The organism is Nocardia aurea, from assembly GCF_003123685.1.
GTDB lineage: Bacteria > Actinomycetota > Actinomycetes > Mycobacteriales > Mycobacteriaceae > Nocardia > Nocardia aurea.
On sequence record NZ_QCYJ01000160.1, the window covers coordinates 1 to 16,967 of the forward strand.

Below are 16,967 nucleotides of genomic sequence, written 5' to 3' on the forward strand. Positions count from 1 at the left end.
AGATTCGACAAACTCGCCGTCCGCTACCTCGCCACGATCCACATCGCGGCCATCAACCAGTGGCTACGCTGACCGACTTTCAAAACACGACCTAGTGCTTGTCAACGGCGCCCGCCAAGGCGGGAAGAGCACCCTCGTCCGCCTTGTCGCCAAGGGCCGCGCGGCCGAGTGGCGCGATCTCGACTCCGCTCTGACCCGCCGATCCGCAGTCGGGGACCCCGACGGTTTCGTCGACCATCCGCAATTGATGGTCATCGACGAAATCCAACGAGTTCCCGACTTGCTGCTGTCGATCAAGTCGCAGGTCGATGCCGACCCTCGGCCAGGGCGCTATCTGTTGACGGGGTCCGCGCGGATTCTGGGTCTGCGGTCACTACCGGACACTCTCGTGGGGCGGATGGAAACGGTCGAACTGTGGCCGTTCTCCCAGGGAGAGATCGATTGCGCACCGGACAGATTCATCGACACGGGTCTTCGAGGTCGGCGAACAGTTCCGCCACAATTCCGGCGTCATCCGAGCCGACTATTCCGAACGCGTCGTTCGAGGCGGTTTTCCGGAGGCGGTAGCGCGCACCAACGACCGCCGCCGCCGGGCCTTCTTCAGTTCCTACGTCGGCGACCTGATCGCGCGAGACGTAGTCCAGCTCGCCGACATCGAGCGGACCGCCGAGATGCGTGCGCTGGTCCAGATGCTCGCCGCCCGGTCGGGCGGTCTGCTGAACTACTCCACACTGGGCAACGATCTCGGGCTGGGAGCATCGACGGCGCAGCGCTATGTGGCGCTGTTGGAGGAGGTCTTTCTGGTGAAACGGATACCGGCATGGTCCCGGAACATCAGCAACCGTGCCTCCCGCACCGCGAAACTGGCATTCGTCGATTCCGGTGTGGCCGCCCACCAAGTGGGCGCCGATGCCCGCAACCTGTTGCGTCCCACCGGACTCTTCGGACCACTGTTGGAGGGTTTCGTGCAGACGGAACTCGCCCGTCAGTTGACCTGGTCGGAGGAAGAAGTCGAGCTGTTCCACTACCGCACCGAGACCAGATCGAGGTGGATGCCGTATTGGAGAATCGCCGAGGCGAAGTCGTCGGTATCGAAGTCAAAGCGGCTTCGACCGTTCGTGCCGACGACTTCCGAGGGCTACGACACCTCGCGAACGTCTCGGCGACGATGTCCGAGTGGGTATCGTGCTGCATACCGGGCAGCAAACTCTCCCTTTCGGCCCGAAGATGATCGCAGTCCCGGTGAGCGCCCTGTGGGAAACCGGGAGTCGTGCGCAGCGCGGCTGAGGCCCCGTGGCAGCGGACTGTCACGCGCATTCGTCACAGATCGCGGTAGCGGGAAGTGCCAGGTAGTGAATCGGGCACAGGGGCGGGGGTTCGCCGCGCCGCACGCATTCGCGAACGACCTCCGCCAGCACCTTGCCGATCCAATTCCGCATCTGCATGCGAGTACGGATGCCAGTGACATCCTGAACGGTCTCGGCGAGTTCGCCGTAGGTGACGAAGTCGTTGTCATGCCCGCGCAGCGACGACCTCGGCGTCAACGTTTGCGGCCCGCGCCTGTCGAGTGAGCTTGGGGATCCGCTCGGGTCGGTGCTGACGTATTGAGCTCGGCCACCAGCTCATCGGGGCACGGCTCGTACAGATCACCCCACCAGAGGCGAGCCTTGTTGTCCCACAAGCGATATCCGCCGGGCGCGCCCCGCACTACATACCGCCGTCGAGCCATGCCGGAATCCTACGGTGTGCGCGGCCCCTGGGCGCGGTGCGCAACAGCAGGGCGACCCAACTGCGGTAGGGCTGCCACTGCTGCACGAGGTCGGCGGCTGTGCGCGCTCTGATCGTGGCGGCTGCGGACATCTGTTCCGGTTTCAGATGATGGTGGGCGAGGTCAGGCCAGAAGAACTGCTCACCGAACCGGCGATCGCTCGTCAGTGCGGTGACCAGAGCATCGACCGCAACCAGGCCGCCGCCTCGGCGGGGGCGGAGTCGGCACCCACACCGAGCACGCGGATCTCGCCGAGTGCTCGCCCCGGGCCGTTGATCCGGAGGATACGATGGGAATGTTCGTCCGGCCGTGGATAGACGATGGCAGCCACAGGCGCAGACGTCGGCGCGTGCCCGGCGATATAGGTCAGTATCTGGTGTACGTCCGCGGCCGAGACCGCTTTCAGCTGATATGCCTTGTATTTCGCGTCGATCGGCATGATGGCGCTGTCTGCCCCGCCCAGCCGGACGAGCACATCGGGCCGAAAGCGTGAGGCGGAAAAGAGATCGCCGTGAACGGTGATGGCTTCACTTCCACTCGGCGGCAGAACGATGCCCGATGGCGGACAAGCATGCTCACACAGTCGACGCACGGCCTTCTCCCACAGGCGAGGTAGATCGAGCAGTAGCGTGCCTGCCTCGAACCCGGTATCGGCGAGCAGATCCGAGACCCCGCCGCCGCGCAGCACCAACGCGGCCCATGTGTGAGCGGCCCGGTATCGCCGGTTTAGGTGCGTATATCGCGCTCGTTCGTGAGCACGAAGGGCCTTCGACGGTGGTCCGGAGAAAGGGAACTCCGCTGCCACGGACCGGATCGTGCGGGCCAACTGCGAGTCGGTGACTGTGGCGGCTGCCGCGCGCAGTGCGTGCCCACAGAGCTGGTTCTCCCAGATGTCGAGATCGCGGTCGAAAGTGCGCATGTGTAGCCGGTCGAGCTGTCCGAAGCGCTGTGTGGCCTGCGCCATGACGTCGAGCCGACCACGCAACACCGGCCCCACATGCTCAGTGCGCACATAGTCGCGGCGCAGACCGTCCCGCAGCAGTGCGCGGCATTCCGCGAGCAGTGCGGCAGCCACCAGATCCACGAATCCATCTGTGGCTGTAGTCCATTCACGGACCGTGGATTCGTGCGGCACGGGAGTGTGCAGGGCGTAGGACAACCACTGGATCAACGAACGACCGGTGAACGCGGTCTTCGGCGTGACGGTCACGCGGACGTGGTCGAGTGTGAGCACTCCGACGATAGCCTCGGGACGGAATCGCCACCCGGTACGGGTGGGCGAGAGCGTGCAATGCCGGTGATTCTGCAACAACGTGAGACGGCGGATGTCGCTGTCGGTCAGCTGGTCGTAATCCAGTGTCACCGAGTCGTATTCGGCGACGACCAGCCGTATCGTGTCAATCACCGCCGCCCGCAGTGTATTCGGCCGCCAATTGGGCGGGCAGGTCGGCAGCGGCGATGTGGGCCGGACGTCCGGTCTTGTGGTCGACGAGGGTGCCCAGGATCTGCCCGAGCAGGTCGGCACGGCCGACACAATAATCCACCAGCAGCGGCACGATGTCGTGATAAAAGGCCGACCAGAGCTCGTCCTCGGTGGCGACCGGCTCGTCCTCGCGCAGCAGGTAGGCGTGGCCGATGCGATGGTCGGAGTCCAGGACGCGGTCGATACGGTCGTTCATCGACGTCAGTAGCATAGCCAGGTCTAACGGTCCGATCTGCCCCGACACGGCTTCCGGATCGGGATCCACCGACAGGAATGCGAATCGGCGACGGATCGCAGCGTCGAGGTGGCTGACGCTGCGATCAGCGGTGTTCATCGTGCCGATGATCCGGATATTCGGTGGCACCGCGAAACGGCGGGCGCTGATCGGAAGGGTGAGTGGAAGTCCGCGTTTGTCTGCTTCGAGCAGGGTCACCAGTTCACCGAAGATTCGTGGCAGATCACCCCGATTGATCTCGTCGACGATCAGGAGGAACGTGGAGTCCGGTGCCTGGCCGGCCGCCGCGCACAGCGAGTGGAACACGCCGTCGGTCAGTTCCAGCCGCAGCCCCTGGCCACCGGCGTCCTGGGCGGGCTTGAACCCCTCGACGAAATCCTCATATCCGTAGGACGGGTGGAAGGTGACCAGCCGTACCCGTCCCGAATCGATCAGTTCCGCGATCGCCGCATTGCGAGGCAGGCCCTCGGTCACCGACCGCGAGTTCATCGCCAAAGCGATATCGAGGGCCAGTCGGGTCTTTCCGGTCCCAGGCGGACCGTGCAGGATCAGTTGCGGTTTGTGTTCGAGGACTGCGATCGCGAGGGCCACCTCTTCGGGCAGCGTCGGCTCCGGGCGGATCGCAGGTCCGGGCGTGCGATCGGCTGTCAGGGAGGCGAACAGCGTGCGGGGAACTTTGGCGAACGTACTGCGCCACGCTCCCTTGACCTCTGGCAGTTCCTGCGCGAAATCGGTGTTCCAATCGACGGAGACCAGATGCTTACCCTCGGGCCGGGCATCATCGAACCGGTAACCGTCGGTGACCGTGCCGATCGCCAGCACCTTGCGCATCCCTCGATTGGCGACGATCCGGTCGCCGGGTTCGAGGTCGCGGAACATTAGCAGCTTGCTCGCCTTGTCCCCGTTCATTCCGGGGCGCTCGGTGTAGATCTGATCCATCACCTCCTTGAGTTCGGCATCGCTGGTGAACTGGCCGAGATCTCCGACCTCGTCCCAGCCCACAGCGATATAGCCACCCGCCAAGCACTCCGGCCAGAATTTCGCATCCTCACCCGGAGCGATCTTCCAGATGGCATGGTCGCGTTCGCGGGGATCGTAATTCGCGTACAGGAACCGCATGACCTCGTGCGGATCCCAGGTCGACAACTCCGCATCGAGCGCGACCAGCTCACGCAGTTGACGGTTGGCACGCCAGGCTGCGACGTTCTTCTCCGGAGTGCCGCCCAACGCGGTGATGAAGGCACGAAGATGTGGTGAGGAGAAGATCGGCAAGAAGTGCTCGGGGAAGTAGGTGGCCAGTGACTTGGTCACCAGTGCTGGACCGGAACGCAGAACATCGAGGTCGTCCAGTTCGTCGAATGCTCCACGTTCGGCTGCGGCGAACGCGGCGATGAACTGGCCGCGCAACTTCCGCCAGGCTTCCTCGACGGGGAGATCCAATAGCGCCTGAGCACGTTTCCACTCACCCGACCGATGCCTGTAGAGCATGTGCTTATTTGCACTGCCACCGCTGATGCTGCCGAGCGGCCGTGTACCGAACTCCATGAGGCGGCAGTAGGTTCCCGTCGCGCCGAGGCCAAGGGCATAGCGTTCGACAGGTAGTGTCGGCCACTCGCTCAATGGGAACAGCTCGAGGACGCTTTTGCGCAGGTCGGATGCTTCGGATACTTCGGCGGTGAGGGCGGAACGGTCGAATGCGGCGATCGCATCATGGAGATCGATGGTCAAGGCGTCCTCGTGGGTGTCAGGGTTGATTGTCGTTGAGTGCTGAGGGTTTCACTGTGTCCGTCGCATGCGATCCAGGTCGTTGGTCAGCTTCCGGGTCATATTGTGCTGTTGCCCATGCCGTTCGGCGACCTCGTCGACTAATTCCCGAAGGGTGGCGATGGCGTCATCCACCTGGCCCATACCCTCCAGCAGCAGACAGATGCGATGGCGTAGCTCCAGAATGCGGCTGTCGAACGGGCCGAAGACTCGGGCTTGGTCGACGACGAGATCCTGGAGTTCGGCCAGTCCCAATTGCGCTTCGCCTGCGAATACCAAACAGTCCGCTTCCTTCTGGCGTAGGTCGAATACGGTTTCGGCGTCACGGCCGTCGCGAACTACTCAGCAAGCCGAGCAGTGCCGTGTCATTTGAGGGAAATACTACGATCTTTTCATTGAACACCGGTCCAGTCGGCACCATCACAGGCATCACGGTCTTGCTCACCCGCGTGATTGCGATGACCGGGTCCAGGTTGAGAGTAGCCTCCACCAGTTTGGGGCCCGTTCCGCGTATTGCCACCAACGGTCCCTCCGAACCTTGCGATTGTTGTTGTCCCGCTCTGGTTTTACCTCGTTCAGGACCTTGTCGATTGCTCAGAGCCTCGGTCGCCGTCGGGAACGACGATCTGTTCCTCGCGGGAGATACCCAGCAGCGCATCTACGACAATCGAGTCACACTGCGCGAACTCGGCATCATCGTCACCGGCCGCTCGACCCGGCTGATCGTGAACTATCGAACCACCGCCGAGATCCTGGCGTGGAGTCTGGGCTTACTGCGCGGAGAACCGATCGACGACATGGACGGCGGTCTGGACGCGATCGCCGATGCCGATCCGATGTTCACGGGCTGCCTCCGACGACCAAAGGATTCGGTACTCAGGACTCGGAGATACGGCACATTCGTGAGACCGTGACGGGCTGGATCGCGCGAGGAGTCGCCGCGCACGAAATCGGGATCGCCACCCGAGCGAAGGCACTCGGCGAGAAGATCCGCAACGACTTGGCGGCGGCTGGAGTGCCGGTGGTCGACCTCGCCTCGACGGCACACGACGAGGGCGTGAATGTGGGAACGATGCATCGTATGAAGGGACTCAAGTTCCGGTGTCTGATCGTCGCGGGCGTCGGAGAACACAGTGTGCCCGCACGCGCGGCGGTCACGCCGATCACCGATGACAAGCACGCGCATGCCCTGGATATGCAGCGCGAGCGGTGCCTGTTGTTCGTCGCATGCACTCGCGCGCGGGAGGAACTACTCGTCAGCTGGAATGGGATGGTCAGCCCGTTTGTGGAACCTATGGTCTGACATGATCGGCTCCAGAGAAAGGGCTGGAACAGCGCCGAGAGTCTCGAGTTCGGCGCTGCCAACGTTCACTTGCACCGATCGTTGGAGATTCGATTCACCAGTCGGTCTCGATACGGTTCGGGCTCGGATCTCACCCTGTAGATGTCATTTCGCCGACCGTTGACCCGGACTCCTCCGCCGCCATGCGGTGGAGGAGTCCCACGTTGTGGATCACGCTAATGGCACCCCGGTGACCATATGACGATGTACTGCAGGTAGATCGCGCACGAGTGCGAAGTCCGGAATCGCTACAGCTCGCTCGCCAGGGCGGGATGCCAGGCGGAGTGAATCTTCGGCACAGGCATGGTCGAGCAGAGCAGGGTATGCACCGGCAACAATCCTGAGGCTGTTGTTGGACACCGATAGGGGCCGAAATTTATCGACCTCGGGATCTACCGTGTATCCTTCCAATTCGAAATACCGCCGCAGTGGGGCGAGTAGTTCCTTCTGTTGGCCTATCGTAGGAAGCTCCGGAACTCTTCCTTCTATCGAATATTCGAATAGTGAGAGTGCGAGATGCCGGTCGAGACGGCCGTGCAAGAAGCGATTCCGATAGTGGCGAAGGCACCGGGTGCAGGATCGGGCGCAATCGGCGGGGCAGTCGGCGAGCACCGATCGGACCTGCTGAATCACTTTCCCGATTTCACGGCCCGCGTCGGCGGAATATCCGGCGCCTCCCGACGCGGTGTCGTAGAGGAATATCTCGGAAATTCGTGTCCCCGGTTCGGGAGAGGTTCGATGCGAGTAGCCTGCGCTGATCTCGTTCGGGTCGATGTTCAGATGGATGGTCGAGCCCAATGCAAAAGCTTCTGCGAGGGTGAGAAGTGCATCGTTCACCCACGGGTGCGTCGGTTCGAGTGAAATGGGCGGTTCGGCAGCCATCTCCAGCAGGAGGGTATCGGTGCGGAAGCGATGAGAAAGGAATACCTGCCTCCGTATATTCCCATTGCAGGTCCGGTTGAGACCTCGGTGTGCCGGGATCAAGAACGGAACCAGATGCTGTCCACCTGGTGGGATGGCCGAGTTGGGCCACGCTGCGCCGCAAACCTCGCAGACGCCGAATCCCTCGTTGTCATCGCCGCGATTCACGACAATCAGTTCGATATCGTGTTCGAAGCAGGTGCGCAGATGGTTGCCGAGGCCGACTTGCCATTGAAGTTTCGAGCGGTCCACGAACTCCGGCATCTGTGCACTGCCGGCATTCGTGTAGATCTGAGTCTCATTACTCTCGTCAACCGACGATGCATCCTCTGGGTAGAAACCATCAGGTGACAAGAGATCCCGGGGAATTAGATCTGCCCGGCAGACCGGGCAAGTGCCGGGCGAATCGGAACGGGGCCCTTTGTCATCGAGTCGAACATAGGGGCATCGAGTGCATCCGACATACTGCTCGAGGTGATCTGCGAAGTGCGGCACTGCCGGTCGCCAGCGGTACTTCTTATCCACTGGAGGGAAGTAGATACCGCCACTGCGGTATGTGCGCTTGTTTACGACGATCGTTCGTCCGGGGGCATATTCGCTCACGGCCTGGATCTTGGCCAATTGTGGACGTTCCTCGGTGATTATCTTACCCTTCTCGTCGCGAGCCTCTATGTAGAAGGAGCACACATCGGTTGGAAATGCATATTTTGGTAACAGGCCTGCATCGAACAGTACGTCGAGAAGATTTATTCGGGTACCACCCTCCTGTGGGATGATTCTCTCCGAATTCCCGACTTTCTCCAGCAATTTTAGAAACTCGTTTGCCGTATCCGTCGTGTACGCGGCAAGTCCGATCGCTCGAGCCGGTCCGAGTAGGTTTTCGGGAAGCCAATTGGTGAGCTGCACGACTGCTGGGGAATCCTGGACGCCGAAGGTATTTTCGGTCCAACTTCTGAATGCCTTGAATGAAAGTGTGGAGTCTTCACTCCTGAAGAAGTCGAGGGCCGAACCCAGAGCCGACATGACATCTCCGGATTTTATGCCCCCATCTTCGGGGTCGATGGTTTCGTGGAAGAACGTCTGCAGCAAGTAGGAGTGTATATGTCGGCGCGCGAGCTTCTGGTTGTCATCTTTGATTCGAAGTGCCGATATCGGGCCACTGATCATTGCGTGAGGATTCTCAAAATAGTAGCTATCGTGTGGCGCTCCGTCCGAGTAGGTGAGAACTGTCGAGACGGCGCTACCTCTTCGCCCGGCCCGGCCCGCGCGCTGCTGATAGTTCTCGCGCATCGGCGGCACCGTGCGCAATGCGACCGCGGTGAGCCCTCCAATGTCGATCCCGACTTCCATTGTCGTGGTGCAGCTCAGGACATCCACCACGGGTGTGCCGTCACCGAGATCGACGTTCTGGAATCGAAGCTCGAACTTCTCCGTCGTAGCGAACGCTACGGATTCGTCGCGTTGGGAAAGCTGGGCCGTGTGCTCTTCTGCGTTGATATGCATCGGAACTCGTCCGCTGAGCACTTCGAGCAAGGGTGCACGCAGGTGATCCTTGGACATCCATGCAGAGCGATGATCGGGATCGCACATCTCAAGCTTGACAGATTTACAGTCATGGTTGATGCACTTGCCGAGAAGGCTCGTCGGAGCAATATGTCCACATTCCGAGCAGCGAACCCAGGTCCTATCGAGTGCGAGATGGATTTGGTATCGGCTCGGGTGCAGCACATCTGTCGATGCGCTATCTGTCCCGGTTACTTGGGAGAGGACGGCGAAAAGCTGCTCACGCAGTACATCGATAGGCTGCTCGCATCGTGTGCCGATTTCATCGAAGAACCTTTTGAATGCATCTGATCTTTGCACTCCCTTGTAGAAAGGCAGCGTGTTTCGACGCAGTGTATTCGGCAATGCTGGATCGAAGGCGCCGTGCTCTATCATTTGTAATGTCCAGGCAGATGCGATCTCATCCACGGATGCCTCGGAAAGGTCAATTCCTTTCTCTGTGAGCTTCTTCAGCAGCAGTCGCCTGGGCTTCGATGACGGCGAAAGTTGCACGGCATGGGCTTCGATGAGGGACTTTGTCGGATGGCACAGCTGTCGAAACACTGCGCTTCGAAAATTGAGCGGAGAATTGGGTTGCCACTCGAACTCGAAAGCTGTCAAGAGGTCGGCGTCATAAGTGTTCGCGAATTCGACAACATCATTCTTCAGTCGGATCTGGTCATCTCCGTCGAAGAAGGAGAGATCGTGTTTGCAGCAGACAGCAACGAATCCGGCGTAGAGCTGGTCCAAGGTCGGTGACTTGCCACTCGCCTCTGCGAGTGCCTGGACAGCTAGCACGAGCGCCTCGCGCATGGTTGAATCCTCGACATCGCGTGGCATGTCTCGCGCAAGACGGGCGGCCTTCTGGCGACCGTCCGAGAACACCAAGATTTTTCGCCCGCCGTTGGGATTTTGTGGTTTCCGCGGCAGAGTGGCAGTTTGAGTCGTGAACTGATGACGGATCAGGCTGGCGAAGGCTGATTCACCTGTCGTGGCCAGACTGGCCAGCGTCGAATACTTCGAACGCTCTGCTGCTTTCAAGCATCGTACGCACCGAGCAAAATGGTCGGAGATACTCTTTTTGCTCGGTATTGACCGGAATAGCACACGTGTGCCCGCAGTTGGCGTACCTGCCACACGACCTGTCTGTACATCCAGGAAGACCGGAGCCACTCGATTGTAGATCGCGGGGTGCGGGTCGCCGAGGTACAATTTCACCTCTTTGAGGTGTTTTTCCCGGGAGATCCGCCCACCTGGCTCATGCCACAGAAAGGCGGACTCTTCGGTCGAGGCGTAGCCGCGAACATACACTGCACCGCATTCTTCGTGCGAGAGGATCTCGTATACGCGGCTACCGCAATAGCATTGGACTCGAGGACTTTCGTAGATCTGTCCGACGATCCGCTCGGCACGGGTGCCTTCAACAGCTGTGCAGTTCTGATCGATGCAGGCGAATATTGCTGGTGCGGCACGGTACATCATGTGGATTCGGGACGGAAGAACCGGTTGCTGATCGCGGCCCGCCTGTGGACGACGTGCAAATGATCCGAGCATCAGCAGACCGTCGATGGCCGACTCCTGGGCGGCATCGTCAGCGCAGTCGAAGATTGCAGCGGCGAGCTCCCGCAGCTCGATGGCGTGACCAGAGCACTTCTGGATGACCATGTTTGCCGGACCGAAACCGGCGAGCGCCGCGCCAACGGACTGTCTCGACATTTGGAGCGTCGCGTCCGCTGGGATCTGCACTACAGAACTGAACTCACCGAGAGCCGCTCTCACCTCCTCCGCTGATTCTGCAAGAGACAGCGATGCACCGTCGACTGTGGCCAGCATCGCCGCTTCGCGTGGCGTAGCTTTCGCACTTCCGGTGACTTTCTCGACGCTGCCGCGGATAACGGTGTACTCCCGCGTCGGTGCCTCAGCTGTCAGTGCACGTGCGAATTCGATCGCGCCGGCATCACCGTCATCCGCTTCGAGGCTTGCGCTTGTGAGAATGCAGCGAATTCGGTCGCGGTCGATGCCGAGACGTGCACCGAGGCGTCGAATCAAAAGACCTACTTCGGCTCCTGTCGCGCCTCTGTACATGTGAGCTTCATCGAGAACGAGGAGGAGCTGGTTCTTCTCGTCGGCCTGGAGCCATGCCCGGGTCTGGTCGAAGATCGGACGTTCGATCGGGCGAAGCAGCATGTACTCCAACATCGAGTAGTTAGTCACCAGAATATCCGGCGCGGTGAGCTGCATTTCGTGGCGGGTGAGCAGCTCCCGATCATCGAGACCCGTCGTGTACTGACCTATACCTGACTTCGCGAATCGGGTCAGGTCCTTCGCCGGCCAGCGGCCACGATCTCTGAGGTCGTTGACGAGTGAGCCCCCTCGACCGTCGAGATCTGTGTAGTACCGCACCAGATCTGCGAGTCGGCGTTTGTCGCGATCCGAGGTGCGTGTGTTCGGATAGGGAGTCCGCCCTGTGTACATGCCGAAGTACGGATGCCTGCCATTGCCACTACGTTCTCGAAAGTACCGCGCAACCCGCTCGTCGCCGAAAAGTCTACGTAGGCGCGATGTCTGGTCACTCACGAGTGCATTCAGGGGATAGAGAAGCAATGCCCGAACCGCGTGTTGCTGGAAGCTCGGTCGCTCGGCCTCACACGCGAGCATGCCGAGGATCGAGTAGAGAAAGGATTCCGTCTTTCCAGAACCGGTACCTGTCGCGACGATGAGATCAGAAGGTTTGTCTGGGTGGAAGAAATTTTCGAGTGCCTGGGTTTGGTGCAGGTACGGAGGGTGGATGCCAACGTTCGGAGTGAATTCGTGCAGTGTTGAGAGAACTTCGCGAACCGGAGTCGGGATGCCGAGTTCGTTGAACTGGGGTCCGTACATGTATGACGGAGTGATCTCGACGTGGGGGGTTTGGGCAATGACACCGGGACGCTCGAGAAACCTCCTACGGCGTTCTGCCAGGTCGGCGTCGTCGATCGGAGAGTCGGCCTCTATCGACCGGAGGAAGCTCTCGCGAATTTGACGCGCGACCTGCGTGGCACCGATATCTGATTCAATCATTGCTACTTCCTCACCATGTGGATACCTAAGTCATCGACGATCTGTCGCACCTGCTCTCGGTACGTCGTAGCCATGAATCTGTACTGGTACTTCTTTGCTGGGACTCGCTTCGTGAGTGCAGTCAATGCGCGGATCTCAGGTGCTGGAACAGGGTTGTGGAGTGTGAGCTCCACACCCGGGCGCCCATAATCGATCCACGTTCCCGTCGTGGGATTTCCGGCATCCATGTCGCATCCGTACATCAATCGGTGTGCATCCCGGCGGTCTATCTCACATGTTCCTCGAATATTTCCGGCTTCGAGCACCGCGAGTCCGTAGATTCGCCAATGATTCAACACAGTCTGCCGATATAGATATGTGCCGGTTGTTTCCCGGCTCGCGTGATGCCAGCGATCTGACTGGAAGCATCCGGGCTGTGCAGTCCGGGGCAGGTAGAACTCGATCGAACTAGTCACTATCCCCTCAGAAGCGGTGATGTTGGTCGAACGGATAAACTGCTGAGTCCAAGTTTGGAGGTCTGTATCGGGGCGGCGTGACCATAGATCGAGGTCTACGATTGGCAAGCCCAAGCGGTCGCTGATTTCGCCCCTAGGAATTTGGCGCGAAATACCCGAGTATGTAATTGCACTAGCTGTCTGCTGGTTCAGTAGTCGGCGAGGGATACCGCTGGCAAAAAGATAAGGGGAATCGTTATCGATCTCGACGAATACGCCAACGACACTCACCCAGTAGCCATTCCCCAGCTCGGCGAGGTCGCCGATGGAATTCAGATCTTTCAATTGCTCCCGAAGTATTTTGCGGCGATCGGTGTCGGAAAGATCTGAATTTACTTGGTTGATCGATCTGTCCATCGATACCGTGCGATCCAGGAGCGTCCGAATGTAGACAGGCTTTTCGGCTTGGGTCGAAGCCCACGCAACGGCGCGGAGAATTTCGTAGCGGCGCTCATCTAGGTCGAAGTCTGATTTCAGTGCCAGGCTTTTCGCCAACTCGTATTCTGCTCCAGCGCGATCGATGACTTCGAGTGTCAGGTGACGTCCAGTCATGCCAGGCGCATCCGGAAGCGCTTGGCGAGATGGTGAAACGCGACCGCTTCTTCCTCTGTCAGGGACATATTCTTGGCCATGCTGGCTACGAATATCTCGTACTCTGCGTCATCGAGAGAAGTTGCTCCGACCGGAAGAAGTATGCATTCGGCGAGCGATCGATGGATCTGCTCCTCGTCTTGGAGTGGACGGAGTGCACCTGCAAATCGTCGCGCAACAGTCTCTATGTCGTGCGAGAACGGCCAGGTCTGCCCGATGTTGTCCAACAGGTGATCCACAATCTCGAGGTCTGCCAGCCCGGTCGGCTTCACAAATCTAACGGACGAGAATTCTTGTCCAACAGGCCACGTGAGAACCCTCGGTACATCCACTGCGATTGCGTATCCCCACAGGTCGGGGCTTATGCGTGCCGAGGTGATGCCTGTCGCTATCGTGCCGGCAAGCCTGAGATTCGAGTGCGGCTGCAGTGCAGCGAACTCGGTATCGTCCCAGCGGTTTTGTAGCCACGGGACGAGATAGGATTCCGTAGGTGCTTGGTTCATACCTTCAAGGAGAACCATGACGTCACCGGCGGCGGCCTCCGTATTGGCGGCCTCGAGGATCCCATGGTGGTGTCGGAATGTCTCAGGTTTTGCCGAGTGCAGCCCCAGAAGGTCTACGGGGTGGAGAAAGTCGTGTGCGACTGGAATGCGGACGATCCGACCGCTGAACATCAGCGTAGCGATCGCTGACAGTGCAGCCGGACCGCCGTTGCCCAGGGTGATCGGTAAGAGTTGCGTACTGAGGGCCGCGAACAGACGTTCCGCGGCACGGGCAGGCATCCCCGAGGACTTCACGGCTGTGATCAGGTGCTTCTTGATCACGCGCTCTTCCGCGGGATGTGATTCGGCAGCCGGCCGGAGATCGACGGAAGTGGGTGCAGGTGAGCGGCGCGACTGACCTGGAGTCCTTTCCATGGTCAGGGCCTGCGCGATGATCGATGATGCGAGACGTTCGCGTGTGCCGCTCACCAGCTCTTCCACGGCAATCGCGACATCGCCCCGCAGTTCCTCATTCCGGGCATTCACGGCTTCCTGTGCTGTGACGAGCTGGTGCTGTGCCCCAGCGATGCGGGCATTGAGCTGGTGAAGTTCAGATTGTGCGGCATGCACATCTTTCCGGAGGCGGGCCAGTACGTCGGCTTCGCGCGCGACCCTAATTTCGATCTCATCGAGCTCAGCGCGCTCAGCGCTGGCCCTCGCTTCCGCGATCGCTCGGTCCATCCGGGCCGCCACATCTGGTAGTCCCGTCAGGGTAGTTGCAATCTGCGATGCGAGGCGGACTTGAGTATCGGCATCGTCACAGGCTTGTAGCGCTCGCTCAAGGCGTTGAGTATCGAGCGAGCCGCCGTCCGTGTCGGGTCTGCCGCCAATCCAATCGCGCAAATTCGTGAGGGTTCGCCTCGCTATTTGAAGGTCCGACATATCCGAATCGAGGCTTGCAAGTGTTGACACCGCCAGGGTCGCGACATCATTCAAGACCTCCTCGACCGGGCGGCAGTCGACGTAGTCGATAACCGGCAGGTTGTCGATGCGGTCGGCAACCAGGTAGCCGTCGAAATAGGTCATGACCAGGTCATTTGATCGGCGCACCTCCAGCTTTGCCATCGATCGGGCGCACAGCTTTCGCTTGGCAACCTGAAGTGGCCCCAGAAGTTGACTGCCTTCGCACAGGACAAAAATTTCGGTAGTACTACTTGCCCATTGGGGGAAGGAAATCTCATCGAGCGCGTTGGCAATACGGTGAGCCGGACCTGAGGTACTTCGATCGATCACCACATTGGCTTGCCGAACCGACTTGAGGTTGAATCTTTGTGGTTGATTTGCTGACACCGGGGGCGCTTCAACGAGTTCGGCAACTATAGGCGCATTTTGGGTTGCCTGAAAATTGACAGGAATTTTCAGTGGAAGGCTTGACTCGAATGCCTCGGGCTCAGTATGCTCCCATATATTTCCCGTGAGAAAGTGTTGCGGCTCCATGCGCTTGTTCGTGCGGTTTTTGACTGTAAGTTTGCCGAGGATATGTGTGCCGGTTGCGATATTCATCGCTGAATTCTCCAATTTTTGGTCGAGTTCCGCCTGTCGCCCAATTTCCAATGGTGTCTAAATCGTGTATCATCGCCTCGGAGGGCCATGTAGGCGAAACTCCATCTTGAGCGATACGGTTCATTGCCAAGAACTTCTCGGACGCGTGGTATTTCGGAATCTAGGGCTGCAATGCCTGTCCTTGGTGTTTTCTGGTCTCCTCGTACGTTCGGAGATAGTTGTCGAGCGTTTTTGATCCGTATGGCTCCGAAGCTGCCTGCATCAACTTCAAGAAAGCTTGCGCTCGAATCGATTTGGTGGAGCCAATCATTGAGAGCTTCCTCGGTTGCATTAGGTAGACGCTGAGTTGTCTTCGTGGGGTACTGAATGGTAGCCGTGAATCGAATTGATATTTCAGTATCAACCGACAGCCTTGGTGTCCCGATGCTTTCTACTTCGACAGCTGTGTAAGGCTTCAGCTTCCGTCCGTCGAGGGCGATGCCCCAAAGTTCTCGTGTACTGAACGGAAGGTGCGATGCTGTTGAATCTTCTCTGGTTATGTGCATTTGGTCACCCGAGCGGGTGCGCAGAATGGCATGCTGCCAACTTCCCGATAGGCGCACGAAGCTGGCGGGGGTGTCGAGTTTGAGTGGCCTGAATTCTAAGTCGGACTGCGCAACTATCGCCGCAGCTGAGAGGGAAGGCTCGATGATTGCACAATCGTCATTTCGGATGCGGTGTGTATGGTCGTCTCGGTAGTCGATCGGTGGAGTCAGGACTATCGATGGACCGCGATTTTCGGCAAGTGTGGTGCCATATTTCTTCAGCCATCGCTGGTATCTGGGATTGGTGGAGGGTGGGGCAAAGAAGTGCCAAGCGGCGTATCCGTCCTGACTGTTGAGTCTGTCGGCTATGACCCAGGTTGGTGGAGGCATGCGCTCCTGGGCAACCAGGATTGCGGATCTGCCGAGGTACAGCGGTCGGCTTTCGTCGCAGAGGACGTAGTCGCCGCCGCGGTCTTGGCCGAAGATTCCGCCCAGTTCCGGGATTTTCTGTACGCTGTTGTTCCAGCGAGAAACATCCCATCGCGGCCATTTTCCTTCTGTGAATGACCGGATAATTTGATCGGCGGGATTCACGGCGATGGTAGATTTTCCGGCACCGGGCCATAATTCTAGGCCATTGATCCGTTGAATAGGTCCATTGCTGGGCTGTAGTGCAATTGTGAGACTTCTCAGCTCCTTGGGATTAGTTGTAGCCATCTCCTTGGCTTGGAGCTCCGGTAATTTGAAATAGAGAGTCCATTTGTTATCGGCTAGGGTAAGGCGGAGCGTGAAACGCTGGTCTCGCGGGAAATGCGACTGAGATGAGATGCCGACACCGGGGTGATAGTCCGGGCATCTCAGTGATGTGTCCTTGTGTCGAAAATATGCTGCATTAATGTCGCCTTGTGCGAGTATTACTTCGGTCCAACAGGTCGGGCATTCGAACGGATGGTGCCTGACTGCATCATCCGCATCGACCAGCGATTCGCTGTGCCAGTCCATTGCGCGCTTCATCGGCCGCCCTTCCGTTCGATTTTGGACTATCAGTTCCAGTTGCTGACGGTGAATGCTCTTTGTAATATTCCGCTGGAAATCAGTGCCGGATATCTATCACTGCTGCGCTGCGCGGAGTGTGATCGCCGCTGTCTCGCCGTAGTTTTCGCGGTGCTGTGCGATCGACAAGCGGTGGTGGGGCTTC

Annotated in this window: 11 protein-coding genes and 2 pseudogenes; 4 read left to right on the forward strand and 9 right to left on the reverse strand. The window is 59.4% G+C overall.

What is annotated here, in order from left to right; translation table 11 throughout:
* Nucleotides 1–94: 94 nt before the first annotated feature.
* A pseudogene (locus tag DAT37_RS46570) lies at nucleotides 95–379 on the forward strand (AAA family ATPase); the annotation flags it as partial.
* Nucleotides 380–689: 310 nt separating this feature from the next.
* Nucleotides 690–980, forward strand: a pseudogene (locus DAT37_RS46575) (DUF4143 domain-containing protein); the annotation flags it as partial.
* Between the two features lie 327 nt (nucleotides 981–1,307).
* Here the strand turns inward: DAT37_RS46575 and DAT37_RS38900 are convergent.
* The 5 genes from DAT37_RS38900 to DAT37_RS38920 form a co-directional block, all read right to left on the reverse strand.
* Nucleotides 1,308–1,544, reverse strand: coding sequence for a hypothetical protein (locus tag DAT37_RS38900; RefSeq protein WP_109529963.1), 237 nt, complete (start codon nucleotides 1,542–1,544; stop codon nucleotides 1,308–1,310).
* A gap of 163 nt (nucleotides 1,545–1,707) precedes the next feature.
* Complete coding sequence (locus DAT37_RS44535; protein WP_157978898.1) at nucleotides 1,708–1,860, reverse strand: hypothetical protein; 153 nt, start codon at nucleotides 1,858–1,860, stop codon at nucleotides 1,708–1,710.
* Nucleotides 1,861–1,931: 71 nt separating this feature from the next.
* Nucleotides 1,932–3,173, reverse strand: a complete 1,242-nt coding sequence (locus tag DAT37_RS38910; RefSeq protein WP_109529965.1) for an McrC family protein — start codon at nucleotides 3,171–3,173, stop codon at nucleotides 1,932–1,934.
* Entirely contained in the window at nucleotides 3,166–5,031 is a 1,866-nt protein-coding gene (locus DAT37_RS38915) for an McrB family protein (RefSeq protein ID WP_198654662.1), read from the reverse strand. Before DAT37_RS38915 ends, DAT37_RS38910 begins: the two co-directional genes overlap by 8 nt.
* A gap of 231 nt (nucleotides 5,032–5,262) precedes the next feature.
* The gene (locus DAT37_RS38920) at nucleotides 5,263–5,529 is read right to left on the reverse strand and encodes a hypothetical protein (protein ID WP_109529967.1); all 267 of its coding nucleotides are present in this window, start codon (nucleotides 5,527–5,529) and stop codon (nucleotides 5,263–5,265) included.
* Between the two features lie 311 nt (nucleotides 5,530–5,840).
* On the opposite strand from DAT37_RS38920, the gene DAT37_RS45905 reads away from it, so the two are divergent.
* Together DAT37_RS45905 and DAT37_RS45910 are read left to right on the forward strand one after the other, a co-directional pair.
* The gene (locus DAT37_RS45905; protein WP_232840271.1) at nucleotides 5,841–6,164 is read left to right on the forward strand and encodes a hypothetical protein; all 324 of its coding nucleotides are present in this window, start codon (nucleotides 5,841–5,843) and stop codon (nucleotides 6,162–6,164) included.
* A 107-nt stretch (nucleotides 6,165–6,271) separates the two neighbouring features.
* Nucleotides 6,272–6,553, forward strand: coding sequence for a 3'-5' exonuclease (locus DAT37_RS45910; RefSeq protein ID WP_232840272.1), 282 nt, complete (start codon nucleotides 6,272–6,274; stop codon nucleotides 6,551–6,553).
* A gap of 210 nt (nucleotides 6,554–6,763) precedes the next feature.
* On the opposite strand, the gene DAT37_RS38930 is transcribed toward DAT37_RS45910, so the two are convergent.
* The 4 genes from DAT37_RS38930 to DAT37_RS44545 are packed head-to-tail and all read right to left on the reverse strand — an operon-like array spanning nucleotide 6,764 to nucleotide 16,783.
* The gene (locus DAT37_RS38930; RefSeq protein WP_109529968.1) at nucleotides 6,764–12,115 is read right to left on the reverse strand and encodes a DEAD/DEAH box helicase; all 5,352 of its coding nucleotides are present in this window, start codon (nucleotides 12,113–12,115) and stop codon (nucleotides 6,764–6,766) included.
* 2 nt (nucleotides 12,116–12,117) lie between these two features.
* Entirely contained in the window at nucleotides 12,118–13,161 is a 1,044-nt protein-coding gene (locus tag DAT37_RS44540) for a hypothetical protein (protein ID WP_157978899.1), read from the reverse strand.
* Nucleotides 13,158–15,245 (reverse strand): hypothetical protein, encoded by a 2,088-nt coding sequence (locus DAT37_RS38935; protein ID WP_157978900.1) that lies wholly within the window; start codon nucleotides 15,243–15,245, stop codon nucleotides 13,158–13,160. The genes DAT37_RS44540 and DAT37_RS38935 overlap by 4 nt, the downstream gene beginning before the upstream one ends.
* Nucleotides 15,242–16,783, reverse strand: a complete 1,542-nt coding sequence (locus DAT37_RS44545) for a competence protein CoiA family protein (RefSeq protein WP_198654663.1) — start codon at nucleotides 16,781–16,783, stop codon at nucleotides 15,242–15,244. The genes DAT37_RS38935 and DAT37_RS44545 overlap by 4 nt, the downstream gene beginning before the upstream one ends.
* Nucleotides 16,784–16,967 lie beyond the last annotated feature (184 nt).